Genomic DNA, 23120 nt, shown 5'->3' with positions numbered 1-23120 from the left:
TTCTCTCAGGAGATCGGGCCGGTGGCCGGCGGGTCGAGCAGCGGCGTCACCACGGCGCGGGTCTCGGCGCTGCGCAGCACCGGCACGATCTCGAAGCTGACCCCGGTGCCGCGCCAGTGCAGGATCCATTGCTGCAGCAAGGCGAGGTCGTCGCATTCCATCAGCTGGAAGCAGCGGTCGCAATTCGACTCGACCCAGCTGTCGATATAGGTCAGCCCCTCGGGCAGGCCGCGCCCGGCGTCGCGCAGATGGCGGTAGGCCGCCACCGGGTCGCGGTTGGCGAAACGCTCGATGATCATGAACAGCACAGCCCGACCTCCCCGCCATTGTCCGGCGCCTGCGGATTCAGTCCGTGCCTTCCCAATAATCCATCACCGCCGACTTGCGATAGCCCTCGCCGGTCAGCCGCACGCTGACGCGGCCGGTCTCCGGAAAGACCGCGACGTCATGCGGGTTGTTCTCGCCGATCACGATGTAGCGGCAGGGCCGGTCGGTGTGGTTGACCAGGCAGTGCCCGACCTTCTGCCCCGCCGGGAAGCAGACATAGTCGCCGGGCTTCATCGGATAGGCGCGGTCGCCGAGGCGCAGCGTCAGCTCGCCCTCCAGGATGAAGACATGCTCCTCCTCCAGCAGATGGTAGTGCAGGATGTTGGACTGCTTGCCGGGCGGCAACTCCTCATAGGCCACGCCGACATGGCTGCCGCCGCCGAACTTGCTGAGCACCCGGAACCGGCTGCCCAGCTTGCCGCGCTCGAATTCCTCCCATGGCACCCGCTCGACGGAGAACGGCTCTGAGACGCCGTCAGCATTGATCGAGGATGGCGAGTCGGTCATGGCGGCCTCCCTGCTTGCCCGGCGGAGAGGCCAGTCTAGTGCCGCGTGCCCGCCGGCGGCGAGCCGGCGGCCAGGAATGCGGCGCGGGCGTGGGCGAGCCGCCGAGCCCGCTCGGCCTCGAGCTTCTGGCGCCGATGGCGATACCGCTCGCGCAGCCTGTGGGCCTGGGCGATCGCCCGGGTCACCTCCTCGGCGAGGCGCAGGAAGCTGTCCGCCGTCTCCAAAAGTCTGGCAGGATCCTTGGACAGCGCCTCTGCCGCCGCCATGTCGATCTCGGCCACCTCCTGCAGTATCCGAATCTGTCGTTCGAGCCGGACCAGCTCCGGATCGGTCGCGATGACGAAGTCGGTGAAAGGCGGTTTGATCCTGCTCATGGAACATATCATGAACTCGGACCAGGGCGACGTCAAGTGCGACGCGAGGGCCGCAGGCTCCCGCCCCTACCCCGCCGGCACCACCCGCCGCGCCGGCCACAGCCGCCAGCCGAGGGTCACCGCCAGGCTGGCCAGGGCGATCAGCCCCATCCCGGCGGCCTGGCCCAGCGCGAGCTGATGGCCGTAGACCAGCCAGTCGCTGAGGATCGCCGAGGCCGGGTAGACGAAGGCCAGCACGGCGATCACCGGCGTCGGCAGCTTCGGATAGGCGGCATACATCAAGACGTAGACCAAGCCGGTGTGGACGATGCCGAGCCCGGCCAGCCAGCCCCAGGGGCCGGGCGACGCGGGCAGATCCGCGATGCCGACGAAGGGCGCCAGCAGCACGACGCCGGTGGTGGCGTGGATCATCGCGGTCAGATGCGGCCGCACCCCGCGCAGCGCCTTGGTCGACAGCACCGTGCCGGTGTAGAGCAGCGAGGCCAGCACGGCCAGGCCGGCGCCCAGCAGCCGCCCCGGCTCCGCCCCCTCGCCGCCGATGCCGGTGGCCAGCGCCAGCCCGGCGAAGGCGATGCCGATCCAGCCCAGCTTCTGGCCGCTGATCCGCTCGCCGAACAGCACCGCCCCCGACAGCACCACCCAGAAGGGCTGGACGTGGTAGACGATGGTGGCGAAGGCGATCGAGGTGTGGCGGATCGCGGCGAAGAACGCGACCCAGTTCAGCACGATGCAGAGTCCGCCGAACAGGATCAGCGCCCATTGCCGCGGCGCCAGGCGCAGGTCGCGCAGCCAGCCGCGGGCGGCGCAGAAGGCCAACAGGACCAGCGCCCCGAAGACGCAGCGGAAGAACACCGCGTTGATCGGCCCCTGCCCCGATTCCTCCATGAACACGCCGACGGTGCCGACCACCGCCATGCCCAGAGCGAGCTGCAGAATCCCCGTCCGCCGCTCCGCCGCCGCCTCGACACCGCCCATGGTCGCCTCCCAAATCCGGTGGAGGAAAGCTGGGCGCGTACCGGACTTCAATCAAACGAATAGATTTGAAACCATCGATCAATTTGATTTATGTTTGCGGCATGGACAGACGTCTCGATCTCGACGTGCTGCGCACCCTGGTGGCGATCGCCGAGGGCGGCAGCTTCAGCCTGGCCGCGTCGCGGGTCGGGCGCACCCAATCGGCGGTCAGCATGCAGGTGCGGCGGCTGGAGGAGGCGGTCGGCAAGCGGCTGTTCGACCGCAGCAGCCGGCAGGTGCGGCTGACTCCGGCCGGCGAGAGCCTGCTGGGCCACGCCCGGCGCATGCTGCGGCTGGAGGAGGAGGCCTGGGCGGCGCTGGTCGAGCCCGACCTGCGCGGCCGGGTCCAGCTCGGCATCCCCGACGACTACGCCTATTCGCTGCTGCCGCCGATCCTGTCGCGCTTCGCCGCCAGCCATCCCCAGGTCGAGGTCGAACTGATCTGCGAGCAGACCACCTTCCTGGACCGGCGCCTGGCCGCCGGCGAGATCGACCTGGCGGTGATCACCCGCGGGCCGGGCCGCGACGGCGAGCTGCTGCGGCGCGAGCCGCTGGTCTGGTTCGGCTCGCCGGACCACGACCCGCAGCGGGAGGAGCCGCTGCCGGTGGCGCTGTACGAGCCGGGCTGCGTCGCCCGCGACGTCACGCTGCAGGCGCTGGCGGCGACGCAGCGGCCCTACCGCATCGCCTATTCCAGCCCCAGCCTGGTCGGCCTCCTGGCCGTGGTCCGCGCCGGGCTGGCCGTGGCGGTGGTGGTGGCTTGCAGCTTGCCGGACGGGATGCGGGTGCTGGGCGAACGCGACCGGCTGCCGCCCCTGCCGGCGCTGGAGATCGCGCTGGCCTGGGGCGCCCGGCCACGGACTCCGGCCGTGACCCGGCTGGCCGAGCAGATCCACAACGCCGTCGGCCGGCCCGAAGCCATCGCGGCCTGAGAGCCGGTCCCTGCACCGATTTCCTGTTGCGAAACGCAGCGATTCGGGACTCCTTGATGGGAAGCCAGTCCCTTGGTCCCAAGGCACGATTGTCCCCGTTGCGGGTTGATGATGCAATCCGCGGGCTCGCTCCGCTGATCGAGGGGGATCGGATGCGTCGTTTCACCGGACTGATCGTGGTCGTCGTCCTGGTCGTGCTGGTCGCGATCTGGGGCGGCAGCGCCTACAACCGCTTCCTGGCCGGCGACGAGAACGTCAAGGCCGCCTGGTCCGAGGTGCTGAACCAGTACCAGCGCCGGGCCGACCTGGTGCCGAACCTGGTCAAGACCGTGCAGGGCTACGCCAACCAGGAGAAGGACGTGCTGACCCAGGTGACCGAGGCCCGGGCCAGGGTCGGCAGCATCCAGGTGACGCCGGAGACGCTGAACGACCCGGCGGCGCTGCAGAAATTCCAGGCGGCGCAGGGCGAGCTGTCCTCGGCCCTGTCGCGGCTGCTGGTGGTGACGGAGAACTATCCGCAGTTGAAGTCCGACGCCCTGTTCCAGGACCTGATGACCCAGCTGGAGGGCACCGAGAACCGGATCGCCACGGCCCGCAACCGCTTGATCCAGGCGGTGCAGGAGTACAATGTCAGCGTCCGCCGCTTCCCCGGCACCCTGATCGCCGGCGTGCTCGGCTTCAGCGCCAAGCCGAATTTCAGCGTCGAGAACGAGGCCGCGATCTCGACCGCGCCCAAGGTCGATTTCGGGACTTCGCCGGCGCCTAAGCCCTGAGCATGGCCGCGATGCTGCACCGGCTGGCCCTGGCGGGCTGGCTGCTGATCCTGGCCGTCGCCACGGCCGCGGCCCAGCAGCCGGTCGCAGTGCCGCAGCTGAGCGACCGCGTGACCGACCTGACCGGCACCCTGTCCGCCGCCGAGCGGCAGGCGCTGGAGGACAGGCTGGCCGAGGTGCAGCGGCGCAAGGGCGCGGAGATCGCCATCCTGATCGTGCCGACCACCGGCGCCGACACGATCGAGCAATATGCAAGGCGGGTGTACGACCAATGGCGGCTGGGCCGCCAGGGCGTCGACGACGGCGTGCTGGTGCTGGTCGCCAAGGGCGACCGCAGGGCGCGGATCGAGCCCGGCTACGGGCTGGAGGGCGCGATCCCGGACATCGCCGCCGGCCGGATCGCGCGCGAGCAGCTGGTCCCCGCCTTCCGCCAGGGCGACTTCGCCGGCGGCATCGGGAACGCGGTCGACAGCCTGATCCGGCTGATCGACGGCGAGCCGCTGCCGCCGCCCCCGCCGGAGAGCCGGAGCGAGGCGCCGCAGGACATGTTCCAGATCGTCATCCTGGCAATCCTGGTCGGCGCCGCGGTCCGTGCCGCGCTGCGCGGCATCGGGCTGCCGATGCCGGTGCCGGCCGGCGGCAGCGCGCTGGTCGCCGGCGGGCTCGGCTGGGGCCTGTCCGGCATGATCTTCTTCGGCGCGTTCTGCGCCATCGGCGCGGTGATCCTGGGCGGCATTGGCGGCAGCTTCGGCGGGCCGGGCGGCGGCTACAGCACCCGCCGCGGGTCGGGAGGCTTCGGTGGTGGATTCGGGGGAGGAGGCTTCGGCGGCGGATCGCGAGGCGGCTCGGGTGGTGGCTCGGGCGGCGGCGGCTTCAGCGGCGGCGGCGGATCGAGTGGAGGCGGCGGTGCGTCAGCGAGCTGGTGAAATCCTCCGGCGGCTGCGCCCGGTCGCCGAATGGCACGGCCAGCGCCTGCTGCACCGGCGTTTCGGGCCGGCGGTGATGGCCCGGCTGCACGAGGCGATCCGCGGGGCCGAGCGCCGGCACCTGGGCGAGATCGTGGTCGCGGTCGAGGCCGCGGCCCCGCCACATCTGCGCGACAGCCGGACACGGGCGCTGGAGGTGTTCGGCCGGCTCCGGGTCTGGGACACGGCGCAGGCCACCGGCGTGCTGCTGTACCTGCTGCTGGCCGACCACAAGATCGAGATCGTCGCCGACCGCGGCGTCACCGCCCGGGTCGACGACGCAGTGTGGCCGCGGATCTGCGCCGCCCTGCGCGACCGGTTCCAGGCCGGGCAGTACGAGGAGGGCGTGCTGGAAGCGCTGGCCGCGATCGATGCCGAGCTGCTGCGGGCCTGGCCGGCGACGCCCGGCGAGGCCAATCCCGAGGAGCTGCCGGATGGGCCGGTGATCCTGTGAAGGATGACAGGTTCGTGCAACGGCGCTTGTGAAAGCCGCACCGCCTATGATACGCCCGGCCTATTGATTCCGGGAGCAGCGACGCGTGACGGCGATCCAGTCGGACCGGCCGACGGTCCTTATCCTCAACGGCCCCAACCTCAACATGCTGGGCGTGCGCCAGCCCGAGATCTATGGCCGCGACACGCTCGCCGACATCGAGCAGGCCTGCGCCGACGAGGCCGAGCAGATCGAGCTCGAGATCGACTTCCGGCAATCGAACCACGAGGGCGAGCTGGTCACCTGGATCCAGGAGGCCCGCACCGCCCACGACGGCATCATCGTCAATGCCGGCGCCTACAGCCACACCTCGGTCGCCATCCTCGACGCGCTGAACGCGGCGGAACTGCCGGTGATCGAAGTCCATCTCTCCAACATCTTTCGCCGCGAAGCGTTCCGGCACCATTCCTATGTCTCGCTGGCGGCGACCGGGGTGGTGTGCGGGCTGGGCGTGCACGGCTATCTTCTGGCCCTGCAGGCGATGGCGCGGCTCCTTGAAACCGACCGGTGAAGCACTGATGAGCACCTTCAGCCTCGATCCCGAATTCGTCCGCAGCCTGGCCAAGCTTCTCGACGAGACCGGCCTGACCGAGATCGAGTTCTCCGAGGGCGACCGCCGCATCCGGCTGAACCGCCAGCCGGCGCCGGTGACCACCTATGCCGCGCCCATGGCCGCCCCGGCCGCTGCTGCTGCCGCCCCGGCGGCCGCGCCCGCCACCCCGGCCGGCCCGCCGAAGAACGCCGTCACCTCGCCGATGGTCGGCACCGTCTACCTGTCGCCCGAGCCCGGCGCCGCGGCCTTCGTCAAGGTCGGCGACAAGGTGACCGAGGGCGCGACGATCCTGATCGTCGAGGCGATGAAGGTGATGAACCCGATCCGCAGCCCGCGCTCCGGCACCATCAGCGCGATCCTGGTCGAGGACGGCCAGCCGGTGGAGTTCGCCGAACCGCTCGTCGTGATCGACTGATGTTCGAGAAGGTCCTCATCGCCAACCGCGGCGAGATCGCGCTGCGCATTCATCGCGCCTGCCGCGAGATGGGCATCCGCACCGTGGTCGTGCACTCCACCGCCGACAGCGACGGCATGGCCGTCCGCCTGGCCGACGAGGCGGTCTGCATCGGCCCGCCGGCGGCGCGCGACAGCTACCTCAACATCCCGGCCCTGCTCTCCGCCGCCACCATCACCGGATGCGACGCGATCCATCCGGGCATCGGCTTCCTGGCCGAGAACGCCCGCTTCGCCGAGATGGTGGAGGAGCACGGCTTCGCCTTCATCGGCCCGACCGCGCAGCATATCCGGGTGATGGGCGACAAGATCGCCGCCAAGGACGCGGTCAAGGCCACCGGCCTGCCCGTGGTCCCCGGCTCCGACGGCGCCGTCGACACGGTCGATGAGGCCCAGGCGCTGGCCCGCGGCATGGGCTATCCGGTGCTGGTCAAGGCGACGGCCGGCGGCGGCGGCAAGGGCATGAAGGTCGCCATGACCGATGCCGAGCTGCCCGAGGCCTACAGCATGGCCCGCAACGAGGCCCGCGCCGCCTTCGGCAACGACAGCGTCTATGTCGAGAAGTATCTCGACCACCCGCGCCACATCGAGATCCAGCTCTTGGCCGATACCCACGGCAACGTGGTGCATTTCGGCGAGCGCGACTGCTCGATCCAGCGCCGGCACCAGAAGGTGATCGAGGAAGCCCCCTCGCCCGCCCTGAACGCCGAGGAGCGCGCCTTCATCGGCGGGCTGGCGGCGGAGACGGCGCGCAAGCTGGGCTATCGCGGCGTCGGCACGATGGAGTTCCTGTACCAGGACGGGGAGTTCTACTTCATCGAGATGAACACCCGGCTGCAGGTCGAGCACCCGATCACCGAGGAGATCTCGGGCATCGACCTGGTGCGCGAGCAGATCCGCGTCGCCACCGGCGCGCCGCTCGGCTACACCCAGGACGACATCGTGTTCCAGGGCCACGCCATCGAGTGCCGGATCAACGCCGAGGACCCGGAGACCTTCACCCCCTCCCCCGGCCGGATCGACGGCTACCACGCGCCCGGCGGGCTGGGCGTGCGGGTCGACAGCGCGATCTATGACGGCTACCGCATCCCGCCGCATTACGACAGCCTGATCGCCAAGCTGATCGTGCGCGGCAGCACCCGCAACGAATGCCTGATGCGGCTGCGGCGGGCGCTGGAGGAGTATGTCATCGACGGGGTGAAGACCACCCTGCCGCTGCATGCTAGGCTGATCGCCGAGCCGGACTTCATCAACGGCGACTACGACATCCGCTGGCTCGAGAAGCTGATGGCGAAGTAGGGCACTGGCCTGAATTCAGCCCAATTCTGAGACTAAGAACAGGGCGTGTCCCGGGCGCCGCGCCCGGGATGGCGATCGAGGGGATGCGATCGCTGTCGCAGGCTGGCCTGCGGGTCCGGTGCCGCCCCGTTATGCGAGGAGATGCATATGAGCGTGTTTCGTGCTTCGACGGCGGCGGCCCTGGTCGCGCTGATCACCGCCCCGGCCTTCGCGGCCGAGGTCCCGTCCGACCCGGTCGAGCGCTGCAAGGGCCTGCTGACCCTCGCCCCGGCCGACTCGCCGATGCACAATGCCGAGGTCGGCACGGTCGAGTCCTTCGGCGACTCCGGCTGCAAGTTCACCGACCTGAAGATGGTCGAGCCGGCCGACAAGGTGGCCGCGGGCAAGACGCCGACCACGGTCACGATCGACGAGATCACCTTCGACAAGCTCGACTTCGCCAAGGCCTATGACGGCAAGCCGTCGAACACGCTGACGGCGCAGGCCACGGGCATCTCGATCGACAACCCGGAGGTCAAGGCCGTCCTCGGCGAGGAGCCGTTCGACATGGCGGTCGACTATGCGCTCGACGCCGCCACCAAGCAATTCACGCTGACCGAGTTCCAGCTCAGCGGCGACGCGCTGGGCGAGATCTCGCTGGACGGCGCGCTGGACGGCATCGACGCCGCCGACCCGGCGGCCGCGGCCGACCCGACCCAGTTGCTGGGCACGGCCTCGCTGCGCAAGATCAAGCTGCATTTCGAGAACAAGGGCATCATCGACAAGGTGATCGCCTTCGCGACCGCGCAGGGCGAGGACCCGAAGACCGCGATCGAGCAGGGCAAGAGCCAGGCTGTGCTCGGCATGGCGGCGCTGTCGGCGATCGGCGTGCCGGAGGCCGCGGTGAAGAGCCTGATGTCCTTCGCCCAGGACTTCCCGGCGCCGAAGGGCCCGCTGACGATCTCGATCGACCCGGTCGCGCCGGTGCCGCTGGCGCAGCTGGCCACGATCAAGCCGGGCGAGGCCGCGTCGATGGACCTGGTGAAGAGCCTGAACGTCGCCGTCAGCTACTGACGGCTGCGATCGGACCTGATGTGAAGCGATGGCCGGGGCGGCGACTCCCCGGCCATCGCCGTCTCAGGAGACCGGCATGAAGACGATGGCGATCCTGGCGCTGGTGACGGCTGCCTTGTTGCCGACCGATCAAGCCCGGGCGGAACCCGTCCCCACCGATCCGGTGGAGCGGTGCGCGGGCATCCTGCGAATGATCCCGATCCTGCTTTACGGCGCCACGACGGCCGAGCGGATCGAACCGGTCGGCAGCAAGGGCTGCAGGCTCACCGGTGTGACCGGGACGACCGGGTCGATCTCGATCGCGCAGATCACGGTCGATCGCCTCGACTTCGAGCGGATCTACAACGGCCAGCTTCCCGATGCGGTCACGCTCCGCATGCAGGACATCGTCATCCGAACCAGAGAAGGGTTCTCCGTCCTGGGGACCTTCAACGTCTCCGCCGACTACGATCTCGACGTCCGGGCCGAGGTGTTCACGCTGAAGGAGCTGACGCTCCGAGGCCCAACCCTCGGCGAGCTGAGCCTGAGCGGCGAGGTCGAGGGCTACAGCCTGCCGGACCATGGCGGGTTCTGGCCCGACGACGCAGACCAGGAGACGATCAGGCTGCGTCGCGTCCGGCTTCATGCCGTCGACGCAGGCTTCCTCAGCATGGCCGTGTTCGGCCTGTCGGGGCCCGGTGGCCCGGCCGCCATCGACGACGTCAAGCGCGAGATCTCGGCGAATCTGGCGCGGTGGCCCGATTTCGGCGTCCCCAGGCCGGCGGTCGAGGCGCTGACGGCCTATGTCGGGGATCTTCCGTCGCCCCGGCGCCCGATCACGATCAGCGCGACACCATCGACGCCGATTCCCCTGACCCGGCTCGACCCGGCCGATCCCGGGCTCAGGCAGGCGATGGAGCGCCTGAACCTCGTCGTCACCTACTGACCGCGCCCTGATCCGACCGAGACGGAGAATGTCATGACCCGCATCTTGAGCGCCGCTGCCGGCATCGTCGCGGCGGGCCTCGCTCCGCTGGCCCAGGCCGCCCCGATGCCGGCGGACCCGGTGCAGCGCTGCCGCGACCTTATCCCGTTGATCGGCAAGGCGACCGAGGAGGACCCGACGGTCGGCAAGGTGACGCCGCTCGGCGACACCGGCTGCCGCTATACCGACCTGCAGATCACGATCAGCCAGTACCAGGGCTGGATGGTGGGGTCGCTGACCATCGACCGGATCGACTTCAAGCGCTTCTACACCAACCGGTTGCCGTTGACGCTGTCGGTCCGCGCCGAGGGCATCCGCTTCTTCGCGCCGGCCATGCCGGCGGCGACCGCCTATCAGATGATAGCTGGTCCAGAAGCCGGTCGAGGTCTCGTTCGACTACGACTATGACGCCGATGTCCTGACCATCCGGGATGCCACCTTCCGCGGCGACCAGATCGGCCACATCACCGTCACGGCAGCGTTGCGCGGCCCGGATCTCGACCAGATTGCCGCGGACACGCTGCCGGGCGACAAGGCCCTCGCCGGGCTGCTGCTGCAGTCCCTGACCGTGGATTTCGACAACCAGGGCATGTTCGAAGGCTATGCCCCGCTGCCGGCGCTGCTGGCGCTGCCGGACGGCGAGACCGACCCGGAGGGCGCGATCGCCGCGGCCAAGCTGCAGGGCATGGCCCAGCTGGCCATCCTGGTCGCGGCAGGGGTGCCGAAGGAGTCGGTGGCGGCGATCGGCCGCTTCATCCAGTCCATGCCGCAGCCGCGCGGGCCGTTCCGGCTGTCGCTGGCGCCGCAGCCGGCGTTCCCTCTCACCGAGCTGGCGGAGCTGGAACCCGGCGAGATCAGCGAGCTGGCCAGGCTGACGGCGATGCTGAAGCGTCTGAACCTGACCGCCAGCTACTGAGGCGCGGCCTCACGGCCGCACCAGCCCGAACACGCCGCGCACCGCCTCCAGCACCTGCGCCGCCTGCTGCCGCGCCGCCTCGGTGCCGCGGCGCAGGACGGCGCGGACCTCGCCCGGGTCGCGCGCCAGGGCGGCCCTGCGCTCGCGGATCGGCGCCAGCAGCGCCTCCAACACCTCCTCCAGCCGGCGCTTCACCGCCATGTCCGGCAGCCCGCCGGCGCGGTAGCGGTGCTTGAGATCGGCCACCGCCGCGGGATCGGGGTCGAAGGCGTCCAGATACGCGAAGACGACATTGCCCTCGACCCGGCCCGGATCCTCCACCCGCAGATGCGTGGGGTCGGTGTACATCCGTCGGATCTTGGCGCGGACCGTGTCGGCATCGTCGCGCAGGTCGATGGCGTTGCCGGCCGATTTGCTGGCCTTGCTCTGGCCATCCAGCCCCGGCAGCCGCGGCGTGGTCGACAACAGGATGCGCGGCTCCGGCAGCACCGCGGCGCCGGCGAGGCGGTTGACGGCGCGCACGATCTCGACCGTCTGCTCCAGCATCGGCGCCTGGTCGGCGCCGACCGGCACCAGCGTCGCCGCCACCGCGGTGATGTCGGCCGCCTGGCTGACCGGGTAGCACAGGAAGCCGGCGGGCAAGTCGCGGGCGAAGCCGCGCTGGCGGATCTCATCGCGCACCGTCGGGTTGCGCTCCAGCCGTGCCACGGTGACCAGGTTGAGGTAGAGCATCGCCAGCTCGGCCATCTCCGGCACCGCCGATTGCAGCACGATGGCGCTGCACGCCGGGTCGAGGCCGATGGCGAGGTAGTCGAGCGCCACCTCCATCACGTTGCGGCTGACCCGGCCGGGGTCGGCGGCGTTGTCGGTCAGGGCCTGCAGGTCGGCGATCAGCACGAATTGCCGGCACAGGCGCTGCAGCCGCAGCCGGTTGGCCAGCGAGCCGGCATAGTGGCCGAGATGCAGCGGCCCGGTCGGCCGGTCGCCGGTCAGCACGACATCGGCTGCGGTGATCTCGGGCTCCGGAGTCAGGGCGGCAAGAGCGGACATGGGACGAATCCTTTCGAGCAGAGGAATGGCCGCTCGGATGGATCGCCGCTTCGGGACATGAAAAAGGCCGCTTCCATCGGAGCGGCCAGGGTGCAGGACGAAGCACGCGCAGCCGCCGTCAGGCGCTGCGCCACCAATTCCGGAACAGGGTCGCGGGCTTCGTCATGGCCGGCATCCTACAGCAGGCGGGCCGCGCGGAAAAGACGGCGACGGGTGGACGCGGGCCCTGCCCTCCGCTATCGACGGGACATGAGCGCCGCCCATATCCATGGGACCATGATCCGGTTCCGGCCATGACCCGAGTCACGCCCCAGCTGCTGCTGCGCGCCTATGCCGCCGGACTCTTCCCGATGGCGGAATCAGCGGACAGCCCGGAGCTGCACTGGTTCGACCCGCCCCGGCGCGGCATCCTGCCGCTGGACGGCGTGCATGTGCCGCGCCGCCTGGCCCGGACGGTCAAGGCCGGCCGCTTCAAGGTCACCGCCGACCACGCCTTCCATGCGGTGATCGCCGGCTGCGCCGCGCCCTCCCCCGACCGGCCGAACACCTGGATCAACGACGAGATCGTCGCCCTCTACACCACGCTGCACCGAGCCGGCTTCGCCCACAGCGTCGAATGCTGGGACGGCGACACGCTGGCCGGCGGGCTGTACGGCGTGGCGCTGGGCGGCGCCTATTTCGGCGAGAGCATGTTCAGCCGCGCCACCGACGCCAGCAAGGTGGCCCTGGTCCATCTCGTCGCCCGGCTGCGCGCCGCCGGCTTCGCCCTGCTCGACACCCAGTTCGTCACCGACCATCTGGCCCGCTTCGGCACGGTCGAGATCGAGCGCGCCGAATATCGCCGCCGCCTGGACGCGGCGCTGGCGCTGCGGCCGGACTGGGCCGGCGCCGACCCGGAGCCGGAGCTGGAACTGCTGCTGCATTCCCGTGCGGAGGAGCCATGACCGCCCTGCCCCTGCGCCGCCGGCCGGTGCCGGACGGCCCGATCGACGACACGCTGATCGGCTTCATCGAGGCGCATCCGGTGCCGACCACGCCGTTCGAGCCGCGCTGGGGCCTGTCCCGCCTGGTGCTGGGCCCCGGCAGCATCATCGACGCGGTCGATGCCGAGGGCCGCCGGGTCGCCGTCGCCGCGGTGGTCGACGCCTGCGCCAACGACGCCAACTCCGCCAACCTCGTGCTGCTGTGCCTGCATCCGGACGGCGACCGCGACGCCCTCGCCGCCTTCCTGCTGGCGGAGGCCGAGGCGATCACCGCCGCCGGACCGCGCGGCCGGCTGGAGGTCGACGCCGAGGACCTGTTCCTGGATCGCGGGCCCGAGCTGGAGGCCCACGGCTTCCTCGAGGCCTACCGCATGAATACGATGCGCCGGCAGCTGGACACCGCGCCGCCGCCGGTGCCGCCTTTGCCCGAAGGCCTGCGCTGGTCGCCGCCGACCGAGGCGACGATGCGCAGCCAGCACGAGGCCGTCAGCCGCGCCATGGGGCCGGTGCCCGGCGCCAGCGTGCCGGATTTCGAGAGCTTCGCCGCCCGGGCCCGGGCGATGCCCGACCAGCACGGGCTGATCCTGCGCGGCGACGCTGTCGCCGGCTTCCTGCGCGTGCATCCGCCCAAGGTCGCCGGCGGCGAGGGCGACGTCGCCCTGATCGGGCGCCACCCGGAGCATCGCGGCGGTAGGCTGGGCGACATCCTGGTGGCCGAGAGCCTGCGCCGGCTGCATGCGGCCGGGGCCGGCAGCGCCACGCTGACCGTGGCGGCAGTCAACGACGCCGCCCTGGCGTTGTACCGGCGCCACGGCTTCGCCGTCGCCGAGACCATCCCGGTCTACGCCAAGGATTTTCCGGCCGGCGGATAGCGCTTTCCCAGCTAGCGGGCCGCGGAGAGAATACGGCAGATGCTGCCGGAGTCGCCGCGATGAGCTTCGCCCTGTGGATGGTCCTGGCGGCCATCCTGCTGCCCTATCTGACCGTGATGCCGGCCAAGGTGACGTCGCGGGTCGACAACCACGCCCCGCGCCGGGACATGGAGCGGCTGACCGGCTGGCAGCAGCGGCTGGACTGGGCCCACCGCAACCATTTCGAGACGTTCCCGGCCTTCGCCGCGGCGGTGATCATCGCCCAGATGCGCGGCGCGCCGCAGGGCTGGGCCGACATCCTGGCCGGCCTCTTCGTGTTGGCCCGCCTCGCCTATACCGGCGCCTATGCCGCCGACCGGCCGAGCCTGCGCTCGAACATCTGGTCGCTCGGCTTCCTCTGCGTGCTCGGCCTGTTCGTGCTGGCCGCTATTGGCGGCCCGGCGGCAGCGCCGGCGGGATGATCTTCATCTCCGGCAGCGGCAGCGGCGAGGCGTCCGGCACATTCTCGTCGACCTCCTGCTGGGCCGCGGCGGCGGCCGGCGAGGTGTCGGTGCAGCTGACCACCCAGACGTCGTAGACCGGGTGGTCGAGCGCCGAGACGCCGGGCGAGGAGGAGAACATCCAGCCGCTGAACACCGTGGCCGCCGGCTTGCTGGGCGGGGTGTCGGTGATCTCGAGGAAGGCCGCGCTCTCCGGCGGGTCCTCGGGCGGCGCCTTGCGGCAGGCGCGGACGGTGATGCCGAGCGTGCCGAACTGCACCGTCTCGCCGACCTTGGCCTCGAGCGGCTGGGTCCGCGCCGTGATCTTGTCGAGCCCGCGCAGCTCGGCGATCGGCTGGTCGATCGTGGCCGCGGCCTGGGCGGCGCCCTGGAGGGACGCGGCGGCCAGCGCCGCGAGCGCGGGAAGCACGAGAAGGCTGCGCATGGTCCGGATCAATTCCCCAACATGCCGGCCGGCTTGCCCTGCTGCGGCGCCTGCTCCTGGGCCGGCGCCCCGGAGGTGCCGCCCGTCGCCCCGCCGGCGGCACCGCCGGTGCTGCCCTTGTCGCCGAGCTGGCCGATGCTGAAGATCACCTGGCCGAGCAGCTGCTCCAGGCTCGGATTCGACTGGGTGTATTCGATGGTGTCGCCGTCCTTCAGCCAGCCATTCGGGTCGTCCGGCCGGGCGCCGGGGCTGAGCGAGAGGCTGCGGCCGCCGAGCAGGCCGTCGCTGCTGATCGCGGCGGCGGTGTCCTGCGACAGCTTGACCGACGGGTCGATCGACAGCAGGACATCCGCCAGATAGCTCTCGGGGTTCAGGGTGATGCTGGTGACGGTGCCGACCTTGACGCCGCCGATCCGCACATCGGTGCCGGCGCCGACGCCGTCGGCCTGGTTGAACTGCGCCTTGAGCGTGTAACCGGAGGTCGAGCTGAGATTGGCGCTGGTATAGGCGAATCCCAGGAAGACCAGGGCGACGGCCAGCACGACCGCGCCCATCACCGTCTCGATGACGTTCCTGTGCATCGCTGTTCCTCAGACCTGCCCGGTCACGTCGGCGTCCAGGGCTCGTAGTCGCCGGTCGCCTTGGCACGATGGCTGCCGCGCAGCGGATGGCCGGGCGGCAGATAGGCATGGCCGGTGCCGGTCGGGTTGGCCTCGGGCGGCTGCTGCCAGGGGCGGCGGAACGGGCTGGTGTCGCCCGGCGGCTCCTGGAAGGTGTGGTGCAGCCAGCCATGCCATTCCGGCGGCACGCGGGTCGCCTCGGACTTGCCGCCGTCGAACACCACCCAGCGCCTCTCGCGGCCGCCCTTGGCGACCTTGCGGCTGCGGTAGTAGCGGCTGCCAAGGGCATCCTGGCCGACCAGTTGGCCACGCCGCCAGGTGACGAAACGGAGATAGGCGCGGAGCCCGAATTCGGTCAGATCGAAGGCCATGGATCCCAAGGACATGCCGGGTGACGGCCCCCGGCCGCCGAACGGCGCGGACTATGGCATCGCCGACCGCGCCCGTCCAGTGCGCGCGCCGCCGCGCCGCGGGGCATTTTCAAGGCAGGCGGGCTGGACCCGGCGCAGCGGTGCCGACGGCCGGCCCCGGGGCGGTCCGCCGGCCGTCTGTCGCCGTCAGCCCGATGCCGGCGGCGACCGCGGCGAGGCCCGCCAGCAGCGGCCAGCCGAGCGGCTCGCCCAGCGTCAGCGTGCCGAGCAGCGCCGCCACCACCGGGTTGACGGCGACCGAGATCGCCACCCGGGTCGGGGTGGTGCGGCCGAGGGCGAAGACCCAGAGGAAGAAGGTCAGGGCGCCGCCGACCACGCCGAGATACAGCACGGCGGCCCAGCCCGCCGGATCCAGTGCCGGCAGCGCCGCCGGCCGGGTCGACAGCGCCAGCGCCGCCAGGCCGCAGGCACCCGCCGCCATGCCGAGCGCGCTGAAGGACAAAGGCGAGGACCGCCGGACCAAGGGCCGCGACCACACACTATAGAGGGCGCCGCAGCCGGCCGCCCCGACCATCAGCAGGTCGCCCCGCCAGGCGCCCGGCGGGGCGTCGGCCAGGCCGGCGCCGAGCGCCAGCGCCACCCCTGCCATCGCCAGCAGCACCCCGGCCACCTTGCGCGGGGTCAGCCGCTCCACCTCAAGCGCCGCGCCCACGGCCAGGGTCAGCAGCGGCTGGGTCGACAGCGCCAGCGCCCCGCGCGCCGCGGTGGTGTGGGCCAGGGCGGCGTTGAACAGGAACGGGAAGGCGGCGAAGAACAGCAGACCCAGCAGCACGACTGCCGGCAGGTCGCGCCACGGCGGCCAGGGCGAGCGCAGCACCAGCACCACCGGCAGCAGCAGGGCGCAGCCGATGCCGAAGCGGAACACGCCCAGCGTCGCCGGGTCCAGCGCGCCCATCAGGTGGCGCGTCGCCACCACCGAGGTGCCGCCGAGCGTGCTCGACGCCAGCGCCGCCGCCACACCGAGTCCTTCGCGCGCCATCGCCCGCCCCTCCTCCACCGTGCGGCGCAGGATAGGAACGAGGTCGGCTTCACGGAAACGCATAATCATGATCTGCTGAATCACGAACCATGATGGAGCCGCGGATGCTCGACCCGGACCTGCTGCGCGCTTTCGTCGCCGTCGCCGATCATGGCTCCTTCACCCGCGGCGCGGCGGCGCTGAACCGGACCCAGTCGGCCGTCAGCATGCAGATCCAGCGGCTGGAGGGCGCGGTCGGCGCCGCGGTGCTGGACCGCAGCCGCCGCGGCTTGCGCCTGACCCCGGCCGGCGAGGTGCTGCTGGGCTATGCTCGCCGCATCCTGTCGGTCTCGGCCGAGGCGATGGGCCGGCTGCGCGACCTGCAGGTCGAGGGCGTGGTGCGGCTCGGCGTGATGGAGGATTACGGCACCCGGCTGGTGCCGCCGCTGCTGGCCGGCTTTGCCGCCGCCCATCCGCGCATCCAGGTCGAGATGGTGACCGGGCTGACCACGCCGATGCTGCCGCGGCTGGGCGAGCGCTTCGACCTGGTGCTGGCGATGCATGCGGCGGGCGACGGCGGCGGCATTTTCCTGCGGCGCGAGCAGGCGGTCTGGGCCGCCGGCCGCGACGTCACCGCCGACCGGTGCCCGCCCCTGCCCCTCGCCCTCTATCCGCAAGGCTGCCTGTTCCGGGCCTGGGCGATGGCGTCGCTCGACGCCGCCGGCCTGCCCTGGCGCCTCGCCTTCGTCAGCCACAGCCTGGCGGCGGTGACCGCGATCGCCGCCCAGGGGCTGGCCGTCACCGTGGTCAAGGCCGGGCTGCTGCCGCCGGAGCTGCGACGCCTGAGCGACCGCGACGGCATGCCGCCGCTGCCCGAGGCCGATATACGGCTGCACCGCGCCCCCGGCCTGGCGCCGGCCGGCGAGCTGCTGGCCCGGCATCTGACCGATGGCCTGGCCCTGCCGGATCGCGCCGCCAGGGTGTGATGGTAATCACACTTAACATGTCCCGGCGCCCATCCAGGAAGCACCACTCGCCCAATCGGTTTGCACTGCAACATGGCACTTTATGGCGGAATTGCGACGAATTCCGGGGTTCGAGGCAGAAGCTGGGCGGAGGTGGCGCTCAAATGTCAGGCAATGCAGGCGATGCATTGCTGCGGTGCGAAGAGCAGGGGTGGAAGCATAGCTACCGTAAGCGCATATATCGGCTCGTGCAAAACAACGCACACCGCGCCGCGAACCTCGCTGGACGCGGCACGTGAACAAGGAAATGCTGAAGTGAACCTGATCAACAAGCTTGTCGCCGCCTGGGACCGTCGTCGTGCCTATGCTGCCCTGATGCAGCTCGATGACCGCCTGCTGGCCGATATCGGCATGAACCGCGGCACCATCTCGGAGCGCCTGGCGCGCGCCGCCCGCGACACCAACATCGCCCCGGCCACTGTCGCCGTGCTGCGTCCGGCCACGGCCGCCGCGAACGAAGATTCGGTCATCCGTCGCGCCGCGTGATCGGCTCGACCGGAGGCACCCGGTCCGTCTCCTCCCCCGGATCCGGGTCGCGAAAACCCCGCCGAGCGTAAGCCGGCGGGGTTTTCTTTTGTGCGCCGTCCGCCGGACTTACCGGCCGGTCGGCCCGTTCGTATCGAAATCGGCCATCGCCGCCGGCCTCGGCCGGACCAGGGCGGGGACCTTGCGCGGCGGATGCGGCACCTCGGCGCCCGGCTTCTCCACGTCGAACGACTTCCGCGACTGCTCGATCGCCGCGTTGTGCTCGGTCGCCCAGGCGAACAGCGCCTTGAGCGGCTCGATCAGGGTCCGGCCGCGATCGGTCAGCGCGTAATCCACCCGCGGCGGGATCGTCGGGAACACGGTGCGGGTCACCAGCCCGTCCCGCTCCAGCCCCCGCAGGGTCAGCGTCAGCATCCGCTGCGAGATGCCGCCGATGGTCCGGCGCAACTCGTTGAAGCGCATCGGCCCGTCCGACAGCAGCCCGACCACCATCACCGTCCATTTGTCGCCGACCCGGGCCAGCACGTCGCTGATCGCCCGGCAATCGTTGTGGGCGGGCTCATCGCTGTTGCTCGGTTCCAAAAATGTGCCTCCTTGCGCGGCTCTCGGGCAGTCATCAATTTAGCCCCAGTCACTAAATGTGACTACCCCTGGGTTTGATCAACCCCGGGGTCTTCCATCGGCCGGCCGGCCCATCCCCCTGTCCCTCGACCATGAGGACCCGTTCCCGATGAGCCGAATCCTGTTCGTCACCTCCAGCCCGCGCGGCGCCGCCTCGCTGTCGACCAAGGTCGCGACCGCCCTGGTCGACCGGCTGCAGGCGCAGTCCCCGGGCGGCGCCGTCGTCCGCCGCGACCTGGCCGCGCAGCCGCTGCCCCATATCGGCGAGGACTTCCTGGCCGCCCAGGCGCTGCCGGCCGAGGCCCGCAGCCCGGCGCAGCAGGCGGCGCTGGCGTTGTCCGACAAGCTGGTGCAGGAGGTGTTCGCCGCCGACACCATCGTCATCGCCTCGGCGATGATCAATTTCGGCCTCGCCTCGACGCTGAAGAGCTGGTTCGACTATCTGCTGCGCGCCGGCGCCACCTTCCGCTACGACGAGACCGGCGTACACGGCCTGGTCACCGGCAAGAAGGCCTATCTGGTCGAGGCCCGCGGCGGCGTCTATTCCGAGGGCCCTTCCAAGCCCTTCGACTTCCAGGAGCCCTATCTGCGCCACCTGCTTGGCTTCATCGGCGTGACCGATGTCGAGGCGATCGCGGTCGAAGGCGTCGCCTACGGCCCGGACGTGGCGGAGAAGGCCGTGGCCGGCGCGCTGGACAAGGTCTCGACGATCACGGCCCGGGCGGCCTGATCCCGGTTCCGGGATCGGCCGGAGGCCGGTCCCGGCGATCAGGGAGCGAGTTCCAGCCGCCGCTTGATGCGTTCGATTTCCTCACGCAGACGGTCGATCAGTGCCTAAACATTGACGACGGTCTCGGCGTCGCCGGCCTGCTCGCGTCGGAGAGAGGCGATCCCTGACTCGATCGTCAGCAGCCGTCGGCCGTGCTCGGCCTGCACCTCACGGAGCGAGTCGACCTGGGCCCGAATATGGCGCAGGTGTTCCAGGATCAGGCTTTCGACGTTCTGGTTCATGGAGAGATCCTACCACAACGGCGTTGTCCGGGCAGGCTTGCCGGACGCCTTGCCGCGGCCGGGTTGCCGCCAGATGCCAGACCAGGGCACTCACACCACGCCGCTCGACCCAAAGGTTTCGCCCGGACCGGGGCGCCTGTTCCGCGCGCACCACCTCCAGCTCGAAGGCCGCCGGGCCGGGCATGCCGAGCGCCGTCCAGCGCCGGTAGGCGGAGTCGAGGCGTCGCACCGCCTCGGGCGAGCCGTACCCCAGCAGCATTCCGGGACGGCAGACAGCGACCGATCTCGCCGCCGCATCGACCAGGCCGAAGGGCGCGATCGCCAGGTCCTCGCCCGCCCCGTCATCGAACACCGTGAAGCCGGGCTCGGTCTGGCCGAGGAACAGGCGGAAGGCATGGGCCGCGCCGCCGAACCGGGCCGGATCGCGAAGGCCGAGCGAGAGCGACCGATGCAGCACGGGCGTCGCATCAATCCCGGGCCAGAACGGCAGCTCTTCAAGCCGCCGGCGCTTGGCGCCCCGCTCCTGCTCCGGGCCGGTGAAGCGGACGAAATGGCCGGGGACCGCCTCCAGCGCCCGGAACCGGTCGCCCTCCCGGTGCAGCACCGCCACATGGCAGTCGCGGCCGGCGCCGCCCGCCAGCGCGACCGGCAGCAGCAGCCGGCCGCCCTCGGCCACCTGCTCGAACAGCGCCGCCGGCAGGTCCCAGACCGCGGCGGTGACCATGGCCCGGTCATAGGGCGCCCCGGCGGCATGGCCGGCGGCGCCGTCGCCCTCAACGATCGCGACATTGGCGATGCCCAGCGCCGCCAAATCGGCACGGCTGCGGCAGGCGAGGTCGCCCAGGATCTCCACCCCGACCACATGGCCGTCGCCGACCAGCCGGCCCATCACGGCGGTGAGCCAGCCCGAGCCGGAGCCGATCTCGAGCGCCCGATGCCCGGGCTCCAGCCCCAGCCGGTGCAGCAGCCACAGCACGTAGCTGGGCTGGGAGTTGGTCGAGTCGAGCGTGGCGTCGTCCGGCCCGACATGGGCCAGCACCCGGTCGCTGTAGACGGCGGCGAGATGGCGCCCGGCATCGAAATCCTCGACCGGCCCGGCCCGATCGGCCTGGAACCGATGCACGAAGCGATGCCGCGGCGCCTCCTGCACCGCCCGCCGGAGTCGCTCCGGCAGGCCTTCCTCGCCGCGGCGACGGAAGGCCGTGTCGAGCATGGCCAGGAAGCGGGTGATGTGCGCCTCGATCTCCGGCTCCATGATCCCTCCGGTCCGGTTGCCTGCCGAGGAATGCGCAAGCCCGGCCCGCACGCGGACAGGGAAAAATTTTCACGGCCCCTGTCCGCACCCGGCCGCGACATGCGCATAGTGCAGCGGATGCAGGACACCTCGCCCCTCAAGCCGTGGATCGCGCGCCAGGCCGTCGGCCGGACCGAACAGGAGGTCCGGCGTGCGCTCGCGGCACTGTCCGAGCCGGACCTGCTGCGGCTGCAGGCGATCGCGCGGCTGCGCTGCCGCGGCCTGCCGGGGGTGGATTGGCAGGAGCTGCTGCACGAAGCGGTGCTGCGCGCCCTCGACGGCTCCCGGCCCTGGCCGCCCGACGTGAAGCTGATCGCCTTCCTGGCCGGCATCATGCGCAGCCTGCGCAGCGATCATTGGCGCCGCCACCGGACCACGGCGGCCGCGCTGTCGGTGCAGGCGGCGGAGGTCGCATCGGAGGCGCCGGACCCGGAGCGCATCGCCGCCGCCACCCAGGCCCTGGCGGCGATCGACCGGCTGTTCGCCGACGACCCGGCGGCGCTCGCCGTCATCTTGGGGCTGAGCCAGGGCTTGTCGGCCGGGGAGATCCGACGGCGCGCGGGCCTGTCCGTGACCGAATACGAGTCCACGCGCAAGAGGATGAGGCGGGCGCTGCTGCGCCATGGCCTCATTGGGTCGCCATGACGCATCGCCCCGACCATGCGCTCGAAGACCTGCTGGACGCGCTGGAGGCCGAGCTCGCTGCCGCCCCGGAGGATGAAATCCGGCAGGCCGCCACCGAGGCCGGGCGCAAGGTCTCCTACAGCGCCTGGGATGTCCGCGGCGTGATCCGGCGCGCCGGGGCCGTCGCGTCCCCGGCCGCTCCCGCGGCCCCCGTTCCACGGCCCTGGCTGCCGCCACCACGCTGGCACTGACCCGCGGCGACAAACGGTCTGGCGGAAGCGGCCCAAGCTGCTAGCCTGCGGCCGCAAACCCGACACACCGTCACCAACGGAGAGATGCATGGAATACCGTCAGCTCGGCGGGTCCGGCCTCAAGGTTCCCGTGCTCAGCTTCGGCACCGCCACCTTCGGCGGCACCAACGAATTCTTCCAGCGCTGGGGCAGCACCGACGTCGCCCAGGCCAGCCGCATGGTCGACCTGTGCCTGGAGGCCGGGGTCAATTTCTTCGACACCGCCGACGTCTACAGCCAGGGCGTCTCCGAGGAGATCCTCGGCCAGGCCCTGAAGGGCCGGCGCGACCAGGTGCTGATCTCGACCAAGGCCACCTTCGGCATGGGATCGGGCCCGAACGAGGTGGGCTCGTCGCGACACCACCTGATCCGGGCCTGCGAGGCCAGCCTGAAGCGGCTGGGCACCGACCACATCGACCTCTACTTCATGCACGGCTTCGACGCGATCGCGCCGGTCGACGAGACCCTGCGGGCGCTCGACGACCTGACCCGCGCCGGCAAGATCGGCTATATCGGCGCCTCCAACTTCTCCGGCTGGCACCTGATGAAGGCGCTGGCGACGTCGGAGAAATATGGCCTGGCCCGCTACGTCGCCTATCAGGGATACTACTCGCTGATCGGCCGCGACTACGAGTGGGAGCTGATGCCGCTCGGCGTCGACCAGAAGGTCGGGCTGATGGTGTGGAGCCCGCTGGGCTGGGGCCGCCTGACCGGCAAGATCCGGCGTGGCCAGCCGGCCGGAGCGGGCCGCGTCGCCTCCGGCGGCGATGTCGGCGGGCCGCCGGTCGACGACGAATACCTGTACGACGTGGTCGACGCGCTCGACCGGGTGGCGCAGGAGACCAATAAGTCCATCCCGCAGGTGGCGCTGAACTGGCTGCTGCAGCGGCCGACCGTCGCCAACATCGTGGTCGGCGCCCGCAACGAGGAGCAGCTGAAGCAGAATCTCGGCGCCGTCGGCTGGAGCCTGACGCCGGAGCAGGTGGCGCTGCTGGACGATGCCAGCCACCGCACCCCGGCCTATCCCTACTGGCACCAGATCGGCTTCGAGCGCAACCCGAAGCCGACCGCCTGGACCAAGCGGGAGGGGTAAAAACCCTCGCGTCGTAGGTTGGGTTCGCCTTGGCGAACCCAACACTGGCTCGATCGTCACGATGTTGGGTTCGCGTACCGCGACCCCCCCCTACGGTGTGCCGAGCATGATCGACAGCTTGGAGGTGGAAGTCCTCTGTCCAGCCTGATGGCGGTGAAGGACTAGCGAAGCGCAAGGGCGTCGCCGTGAGGCGGGGTCTGAAGGAAGCGTGGAGC

General features: G+C 70.9%; 31 protein-coding genes. 20 read left to right on the top strand and 11 right to left on the bottom strand.

Going from position 1 to position 23120, the window contains the following annotated elements; genetic code table 11:
* Positions 1 to 5: 5 nt before the first annotated feature.
* The 4 genes from ACTOWL_RS32225 to ACTOWL_RS32210 form a co-directional block, all read right to left on the bottom strand.
* Positions 6 to 299: a DUF3303 domain-containing protein gene (locus ACTOWL_RS32225; protein WP_441325399.1), complete on the bottom strand. Its 294-nt coding sequence runs from the start codon at positions 297 to 299 to the stop codon at positions 6 to 8.
* Positions 300 to 345: 46 nt separating this feature from the next.
* On the bottom strand, positions 346 to 834 hold the full coding sequence (locus ACTOWL_RS32220) for a cupin domain-containing protein (protein WP_441325386.1): 489 nt from the start codon (positions 832 to 834) through the stop codon (positions 346 to 348).
* Between the two features lie 35 nt (positions 835 to 869).
* Entirely contained in the window at positions 870 to 1208 is a 339-nt protein-coding gene (locus ACTOWL_RS32215; RefSeq protein ID WP_441325385.1) for a hypothetical protein, read from the bottom strand.
* Between the two features lie 66 nt (positions 1209 to 1274).
* Positions 1275 to 2183 carry a DMT family transporter gene (locus tag ACTOWL_RS32210; RefSeq protein WP_441325384.1) on the bottom strand — a complete coding sequence of 303 codons (909 nt, stop codon included), beginning with the start codon at positions 2181 to 2183 and terminating at the stop codon, positions 1275 to 1277.
* A gap of 101 nt (positions 2184 to 2284) precedes the next feature.
* On the opposite strand from ACTOWL_RS32210, the gene ACTOWL_RS32205 reads away from it, so the two are divergent.
* The 11 genes from ACTOWL_RS32205 (at position 2285) to ACTOWL_RS32155 (ending at position 10623) form a co-directional block, all read left to right on the top strand.
* Entirely contained in the window at positions 2285 to 3154 is an 870-nt protein-coding gene (locus tag ACTOWL_RS32205) for a LysR substrate-binding domain-containing protein (RefSeq protein ID WP_441325383.1), read from the top strand.
* A 152-nt stretch (positions 3155 to 3306) separates the two neighbouring features.
* On the top strand, positions 3307 to 3927 hold the full coding sequence (locus ACTOWL_RS32200) for a LemA family protein (RefSeq protein ID WP_441325382.1): 621 nt from the start codon (positions 3307 to 3309) through the stop codon (positions 3925 to 3927).
* Between the two features lie 2 nt (positions 3928 to 3929).
* Positions 3930 to 4853: a TPM domain-containing protein gene (locus tag ACTOWL_RS32195; RefSeq protein WP_441325381.1), complete on the top strand. Its 924-nt coding sequence runs from the start codon at positions 3930 to 3932 to the stop codon at positions 4851 to 4853.
* A complete protein-coding gene (locus ACTOWL_RS32190; protein WP_441325380.1) occupies positions 4834 to 5346 on the top strand; it encodes a TPM domain-containing protein in 513 nt (170 codons plus the stop codon). The genes ACTOWL_RS32195 and ACTOWL_RS32190 overlap by 20 nt, the downstream gene beginning before the upstream one ends.
* Positions 5347 to 5431: 85 nt before the next feature.
* Positions 5432 to 5896 (top strand): type II 3-dehydroquinate dehydratase, encoded by a 465-nt coding sequence (aroQ, locus tag ACTOWL_RS32185; RefSeq protein ID WP_441325379.1) that lies wholly within the window; start codon positions 5432 to 5434, stop codon positions 5894 to 5896.
* A gap of 7 nt (positions 5897 to 5903) precedes the next feature.
* Entirely contained in the window at positions 5904 to 6353 is a 450-nt protein-coding gene (accB, locus tag ACTOWL_RS32180) for an acetyl-CoA carboxylase biotin carboxyl carrier protein (protein WP_441325378.1), read from the top strand.
* A complete protein-coding gene (gene accC, locus ACTOWL_RS32175) occupies positions 6353 to 7690 on the top strand; it encodes an acetyl-CoA carboxylase biotin carboxylase subunit (protein ID WP_441325377.1) in 1338 nt (445 codons plus the stop codon). The genes accB and accC overlap by 1 nt, the downstream gene beginning before the upstream one ends.
* 147 nt (positions 7691 to 7837) lie before the next feature.
* A complete protein-coding gene (locus ACTOWL_RS32170; protein WP_441325376.1) occupies positions 7838 to 8743 on the top strand; it encodes a hypothetical protein in 906 nt (301 codons plus the stop codon).
* 76 nt (positions 8744 to 8819) lie between these two features.
* The gene (locus ACTOWL_RS32165) at positions 8820 to 9668 is read left to right on the top strand and encodes a hypothetical protein (RefSeq protein ID WP_441325375.1); all 849 of its coding nucleotides are present in this window, start codon (positions 8820 to 8822) and stop codon (positions 9666 to 9668) included.
* 33 nt (positions 9669 to 9701) lie between these two features.
* On the top strand, positions 9702 to 10115 hold the full coding sequence (locus ACTOWL_RS32160; protein ID WP_441325374.1) for a hypothetical protein: 414 nt from the start codon (positions 9702 to 9704) through the stop codon (positions 10113 to 10115).
* Positions 10116 to 10188: 73 nt separating this feature from the next.
* A complete protein-coding gene (locus ACTOWL_RS32155) occupies positions 10189 to 10623 on the top strand; it encodes a hypothetical protein (RefSeq protein WP_441325373.1) in 435 nt (144 codons plus the stop codon).
* 9 nt (positions 10624 to 10632) lie between these two features.
* On the opposite strand, the gene trpS is transcribed toward ACTOWL_RS32155, so the two are convergent.
* Positions 10633 to 11673 carry a tryptophan--tRNA ligase gene (gene trpS, locus ACTOWL_RS32150; protein WP_441325372.1) on the bottom strand — a complete coding sequence of 347 codons (1041 nt, stop codon included), beginning with the start codon at positions 11671 to 11673 and terminating at the stop codon, positions 10633 to 10635.
* Positions 11674 to 11966: 293 nt separating this feature from the next.
* Between trpS and aat the strand changes: the two genes are divergently transcribed.
* From aat to ACTOWL_RS32135, 3 genes are read left to right on the top strand one after another with little or no spacing between them, the layout of a single operon-like run.
* Positions 11967 to 12617 (top strand): leucyl/phenylalanyl-tRNA--protein transferase, encoded by a 651-nt coding sequence (aat, locus tag ACTOWL_RS32145; RefSeq protein ID WP_441325371.1) that lies wholly within the window; start codon positions 11967 to 11969, stop codon positions 12615 to 12617.
* Positions 12614 to 13528, top strand: coding sequence for a GNAT family N-acetyltransferase (locus tag ACTOWL_RS32140; protein WP_441325370.1), 915 nt, complete (start codon positions 12614 to 12616; stop codon positions 13526 to 13528). The genes aat and ACTOWL_RS32140 overlap by 4 nt, the downstream gene beginning before the upstream one ends.
* A gap of 59 nt (positions 13529 to 13587) precedes the next feature.
* Complete coding sequence (locus ACTOWL_RS32135; protein WP_441325369.1) at positions 13588 to 13989, top strand: MAPEG family protein; 402 nt, start codon at positions 13588 to 13590, stop codon at positions 13987 to 13989.
* Here ACTOWL_RS32135 and ACTOWL_RS32130 read toward each other — a convergent pair.
* The 4 genes from ACTOWL_RS32130 to ACTOWL_RS32115 all read right to left on the bottom strand — a co-directional run bounded on the left by ACTOWL_RS32130 (position 13955) and on the right by ACTOWL_RS32115 (position 16545).
* Complete coding sequence (locus tag ACTOWL_RS32130) at positions 13955 to 14452, bottom strand: DUF2155 domain-containing protein (protein WP_441325368.1); 498 nt, start codon at positions 14450 to 14452, stop codon at positions 13955 to 13957. The two genes, ACTOWL_RS32135 and ACTOWL_RS32130, sit on opposite strands and share 35 nt — an antisense overlap.
* Positions 14453 to 14460: 8 nt before the next feature.
* Positions 14461 to 15033, bottom strand: a complete 573-nt coding sequence (gene mlaD, locus ACTOWL_RS32125; RefSeq protein WP_441325367.1) for an outer membrane lipid asymmetry maintenance protein MlaD — start codon at positions 15031 to 15033, stop codon at positions 14461 to 14463.
* Between the two features lie 23 nt (positions 15034 to 15056).
* The gene (locus tag ACTOWL_RS32120; protein WP_441325366.1) at positions 15057 to 15443 is read right to left on the bottom strand and encodes an NADH:ubiquinone oxidoreductase subunit NDUFA12; all 387 of its coding nucleotides are present in this window, start codon (positions 15441 to 15443) and stop codon (positions 15057 to 15059) included.
* A gap of 109 nt (positions 15444 to 15552) precedes the next feature.
* On the bottom strand, positions 15553 to 16545 hold the full coding sequence (locus ACTOWL_RS32115) for a DMT family transporter (protein ID WP_441325365.1): 993 nt from the start codon (positions 16543 to 16545) through the stop codon (positions 15553 to 15555).
* A 41-nt stretch (positions 16546 to 16586) separates the two neighbouring features.
* Here ACTOWL_RS32115 and ACTOWL_RS32110 point away from each other — a divergent pair, with 41 nt between their 5' ends.
* Together ACTOWL_RS32110 and ACTOWL_RS32105 are read left to right on the top strand one after the other, a co-directional pair.
* Positions 16587 to 17447: a LysR family transcriptional regulator gene (locus ACTOWL_RS32110; RefSeq protein WP_441325364.1), complete on the top strand. Its 861-nt coding sequence runs from the start codon at positions 16587 to 16589 to the stop codon at positions 17445 to 17447.
* 294 nt (positions 17448 to 17741) lie between these two features.
* Positions 17742 to 17972, top strand: a complete 231-nt coding sequence (locus ACTOWL_RS32105) for a DUF1127 domain-containing protein (protein ID WP_441325363.1) — start codon at positions 17742 to 17744, stop codon at positions 17970 to 17972.
* 108 nt (positions 17973 to 18080) lie between these two features.
* On the opposite strand, the gene ACTOWL_RS32100 is transcribed toward ACTOWL_RS32105, so the two are convergent.
* Positions 18081 to 18554 carry a winged helix-turn-helix transcriptional regulator gene (locus tag ACTOWL_RS32100; protein ID WP_441325362.1) on the bottom strand — a complete coding sequence of 158 codons (474 nt, stop codon included), beginning with the start codon at positions 18552 to 18554 and terminating at the stop codon, positions 18081 to 18083.
* Positions 18555 to 18702: 148 nt separating this feature from the next.
* Here ACTOWL_RS32100 and ACTOWL_RS32095 point away from each other — a divergent pair, with 148 nt between their 5' ends.
* Positions 18703 to 19323 (top strand): FMN-dependent NADH-azoreductase, encoded by a 621-nt coding sequence (locus tag ACTOWL_RS32095; RefSeq protein WP_441325361.1) that lies wholly within the window; start codon positions 18703 to 18705, stop codon positions 19321 to 19323.
* A gap of 207 nt (positions 19324 to 19530) precedes the next feature.
* Here the strand turns inward: ACTOWL_RS32095 and ACTOWL_RS32090 are convergent, their stop codons facing one another.
* Positions 19531 to 20859: a protein-L-isoaspartate O-methyltransferase family protein gene (locus ACTOWL_RS32090; protein WP_441325360.1), complete on the bottom strand. Its 1329-nt coding sequence runs from the start codon at positions 20857 to 20859 to the stop codon at positions 19531 to 19533.
* Between the two features lie 30 nt (positions 20860 to 20889).
* Between ACTOWL_RS32090 and ACTOWL_RS32085 the strand changes: the two genes are divergently transcribed.
* From ACTOWL_RS32085 to ACTOWL_RS32075, 3 genes are all read left to right on the top strand, one after another.
* Positions 20890 to 21543: an RNA polymerase sigma factor gene (locus ACTOWL_RS32085; protein ID WP_441325359.1), complete on the top strand. Its 654-nt coding sequence runs from the start codon at positions 20890 to 20892 to the stop codon at positions 21541 to 21543.
* Positions 21540 to 21773, top strand: a complete 234-nt coding sequence (locus ACTOWL_RS32080) for a hypothetical protein (protein ID WP_441325358.1) — start codon at positions 21540 to 21542, stop codon at positions 21771 to 21773. The genes ACTOWL_RS32085 and ACTOWL_RS32080 overlap by 4 nt, the downstream gene beginning before the upstream one ends.
* Before the next feature lie 88 nt (positions 21774 to 21861).
* A complete protein-coding gene (locus ACTOWL_RS32075; RefSeq protein WP_441325357.1) occupies positions 21862 to 22905 on the top strand; it encodes an aldo/keto reductase in 1044 nt (347 codons plus the stop codon).
* The last annotated feature ends 215 nt before the right edge of the window (positions 22906 to 23120 follow it).

Source organism: Inquilinus sp. CA228, assembly GCF_052078665.1.
Lineage (GTDB): Bacteria > Pseudomonadota > Alphaproteobacteria > DSM-16000 > Inquilinaceae > Inquilinus.
Note: the sequence above shows the minus strand (reverse complement) of the source record. Positions and strands in the feature narration are given on the sequence as shown.